This window comes from Deltaproteobacteria bacterium (genome assembly GCA_018668695.1).
Taxonomy (GTDB): Bacteria; Myxococcota; XYA12-FULL-58-9; order XYA12-FULL-58-9; family JABJBS01; genus JABJBS01.
In genome coordinates this window covers 1-3,398 of record JABJBS010000008.1, presented here as the reverse complement: position 1 = coordinate 3,398, position 3,398 = coordinate 1, and the positions used below count along the sequence as shown (strand labels likewise).

The 3,398-nt window shown below is 50.2% G+C and carries 3 protein-coding genes; 1 reads left to right on the top strand and 2 read right to left on the bottom strand.

The genetic code is table 11. The features are described 5' to 3' along the window. A partial coding sequence (locus HOK28_00425) for a tetratricopeptide repeat protein (protein ID MBT6431523.1) occupies nt 1-587 on the top strand: 587 nt, incomplete at its 5' end. Here the strand turns inward: HOK28_00425 and HOK28_00420 are convergent. Next, a complete protein-coding gene (locus HOK28_00420) occupies nt 579-1,865 on the bottom strand; it encodes a hypothetical protein (protein MBT6431522.1) in 1,287 nt (428 codons plus the stop codon). The two genes, HOK28_00425 and HOK28_00420, sit on opposite strands and share 9 nt — an antisense overlap. Further along, nucleotides 1,862-3,352: a HEAT repeat domain-containing protein gene (locus HOK28_00415; GenBank protein MBT6431521.1), complete on the bottom strand. Its 1,491-nt coding sequence runs from the start codon at nt 3,350-3,352 to the stop codon at nt 1,862-1,864. Before HOK28_00415 ends, HOK28_00420 begins: the two co-directional genes overlap by 4 nt. Nucleotides 3,353-3,398 lie beyond the last annotated feature (46 nt).

The following is a 3,398-nucleotide window of genomic DNA, read 5'->3' as shown; positions in this document are numbered from 1 at the left end:
TAAATGATGCGTTGGCCAAAGCTCGTGAACTCCGAGATGGAACTCTACTCTCGGATTTATTGGCACAAGCAGCTGAGGTTGCGGAGCGTGATGGCCGAGTCGACGCTGCAATCAAGTATTTATCTACTGCTCTCGAGCTTGCCGGACGGGTGGATAATCAACGAAGCCGTAATCAAGCTGTTGGTCATTTAGGTAGCTTAGGGCGAATTCTTTTTAGGGCGTCCCAGTTTGAGAAAGCACAGGCGACCTTTCGCCAACAACAGGATGCTGCACGAAAAATCAAGAACCGTATGGAAGAAGGCCGAGCACTGGTTAACGAGGCAGCAGTTCTGCAAAGCCGAGAGCAGTACGACAGTGCGTTGGAGAGGCTTCGTATTGGCTTAGATGTATCGCGCTCGGTTGGAGATTTGTTGACCGTTTCAAAAGCGCAGCACAATACCGCACATATTTATGCCCGTCGGGGTGATAACTCTTTGGCGAAAAAAGGTTTCGAGGAATCGTTGCAAACAGCACGCTCGATACGTTGGCGAGAAGGCGTAGCAATGAACCATGCGTGGCTCAAAAAAGTGGGTTCTACTTCAGGCTAGAAAGACTGACGTTACGTTAAAGTTCATTTCTTCGGGTTTGATACTTCTTAAAACAGTCATGCCTTTAGCGTGGTAAAGGTCAATCGTACGAGGGCCGGCCGAGCGCCCATCAGAAAGCTTCAATTGCTTCACAATAGGAAGGTTGGTCGGGCGTCCATCGTCTGGAAGCTCAATCACAACGCCAAAGCTTCCATCGGCCAGCTCGACTGCCGAACCCACAGGGTAAACGCCCATGGCCGTCGCCAGAAGCTGCACCACAGCTCCGTCATAAGTCACATTGGCGCCGGCCTCGAGTCTTCGCAGCGCCTCGTCTGGAGGAATCGGCACACCATCGTCCCCAACAGAGGTCATGCGCTCATATTCAGCCGCAACAGAGATAAGTCTGGCGGCAGGCGCACCGTCTAGTTTTCCAAGCTGATTCAGAACAGCAATACGTTCTTGACCGTGCCGGTCGCCCTTGTAGATTCTCAAGAGTTCACGGATGGTGGAAAACTTGTCTCCGGTTTCCTGCCAGTCGAGGTTATGAAGAGTCGCTGTAAATGCGATGTTGGCAGCCACGTTTTTGTCGGCCTGCATTTTCTCGCAAAGGATAATCGCAATCACCGCGGTATTGAGCAGGTGCGAAAAAAGGCGGTTTTTATATCGGGGCATTCGAATCAGACCGAGCATCAAAGCAGGGCTAACGTAGGTCATTGAAACGAGGTGCTGCATCGCCCGTTTAACTGGGGCGAGACGCGAGGGTTTGTCATCCTCGATTCGGCTGACCAGTTCTTTAACGGTCAGTAGCGCGACAATATAGGCGTGGAGAGATTGTTGTTTTTGCGGCAGTTCGCGGCGCTCTTGGTCGCAATCTGTAAGAAGAACTTTTTTAAGATCCAACGTTTGAATGTAATCGGCACCATCTGGTTTGGTCGAAGCAATCTTAATATGCTCTACCATCTCCATAATGTCTTCTTCTTGAACCGCTTCGGTAAAGTTGATTTCCCTAATTTTCAACACCGAAGTTAGTTTCTGCATTTTCCGGACCTGCTCAAAGAGCAAGTCATCCATCGGCAGCGGTGTTTCATTGATATAAATCAAGTCTCCGATAACTTGTATCTTAGCCTTTTTAGTAATGCTTAGAAGGCAGTTAACAGCGTTGACGAGACGGGAGGCGGGTTGTTCCAGAGCTTTATTCTCCAGGTCGTGTAACAAGCCTGTCTTGATAAGGACCAGGTAAGAGCGGGCCATCTCCCTTGAGAATTGTGCAATCGAGACGTTTTCTCTTTGAGTTGTCATAGTTTTCTCAGAGCCTCTTGCGCTGCGGCCTTTGAGGGGCCTGAAGAGGTTATTCCACCGGCTATATCGGTAAGAAGATGCTTGGCACCTCTGTCTTTGAGCTGGCCCAGTGCTTCTATAGCCGCGGTTCGTGTTTCTCGAGCGGTTGTACGAGAAAGAACGTCCGCTTTAGCGGCAGCATTCCTGATTAAAGGGAGGCCTTCGGCAGGATTAACGTAACCAGCACATACAAAAAACTCACGTTTCTCTGGGTGTGTTAAGACGCGAAAGGCATCGCTCTCCAAAGTCTGTCTTAAAGCGAAAATCGCGCCCGAGTCTTTCGTCTTTTGGATAATGGTAATCGCATCTTTACGAACCAACCGCTCGGGATCGCTTAAGAGGCGCCGCGCTTGAAGTGCGGCATCCTTAATGTTGATTTTAACCAGCATTCTAAATGCCATCATGCGCACTTTGTCGTCGCGGTGATTGAGTCCTTGATGAAGAGCCTCAACAGCTTCTGAGCCCAGCACGTGGGCGGATAAAAGCATCAGCTCACCTGCGATTTCCTGTGGCACGCGGTTGGTCTGGTATTTGAGGAACCGGGCGGTCTGGGGACCTACCTTCGTTGCAATGACTCTTAGCCGGCGTAAAGTTTTTGAGTCGTTATCGGCAATAGAGTCTTGTACCAGAAGCAGCTGCGCTTGGTCGGGCAGCCAGGGCCATAGAGCCTTTAGGCTCTCAACATTATTCTCGGCGTGTTGTAAGCCCCTGCGAAATGAATCTGATGCCTCAGCGGCTCGGCTGGCATCCATGAGCTGTGTTTCTTCGACTCTTTGAAGAAGCTTCAGGCTGTGTTTAGCCAAGACCACGGCCTGCTGAGGTTTTCCCTCCGCAATCATATCGAACATAATCGAAACAAGCCCGTCGCGTGCTGCTAGTATTTCACTGGTAGAGCTTGTCTTTGCTACTGCTTGGAGCGCAGCCTGTGCGTAAAGAACGGGAATGTTTTCAATCGGGTTATTGATGGATTCTCGGAATAGGACAACCGCAGAAGTCGTCTCCAGCGTAATATCGGAACGCGACGCCTCTTCATCAGGGCTTGCAATGTCGTGGAGTTCCATTGCTTGGGAAGCGCTGAGGTTGTCCAGTCTAACTGCACCGGACCATTGCGAGACGTCCTCGTCAGCATCAATGGCCTCAGCAATAGCCGTGGCCACGAGGTCATCAAACTCTTCTACAAAAGATTCGTCATTGGAGTCTCCAAAGCCTGCTCCTAAGGCGGGCAGTTTTAAGAGCTCGATATGTGGCAAGTTGGCTTCCCACAAAATGGTACCAACACTGTCTTCAGTATCCTCTTCAAATTCATTGGAAATTGTATCAATGAGGGTGATGAGCTCCTCGGGTAAGATACCAGCGCTAAAAGATAAGCCGCCGATACCATCGAGCAGGAGCGGGAAAAGTGGACTGTCTTGCGGCTTTTGAACCGTAAGAATAGGTTCGTTAAACATCAGTAAGCCGCCCGGCTGTATATTGAGTTTGGTTTGCCCCGCTTTA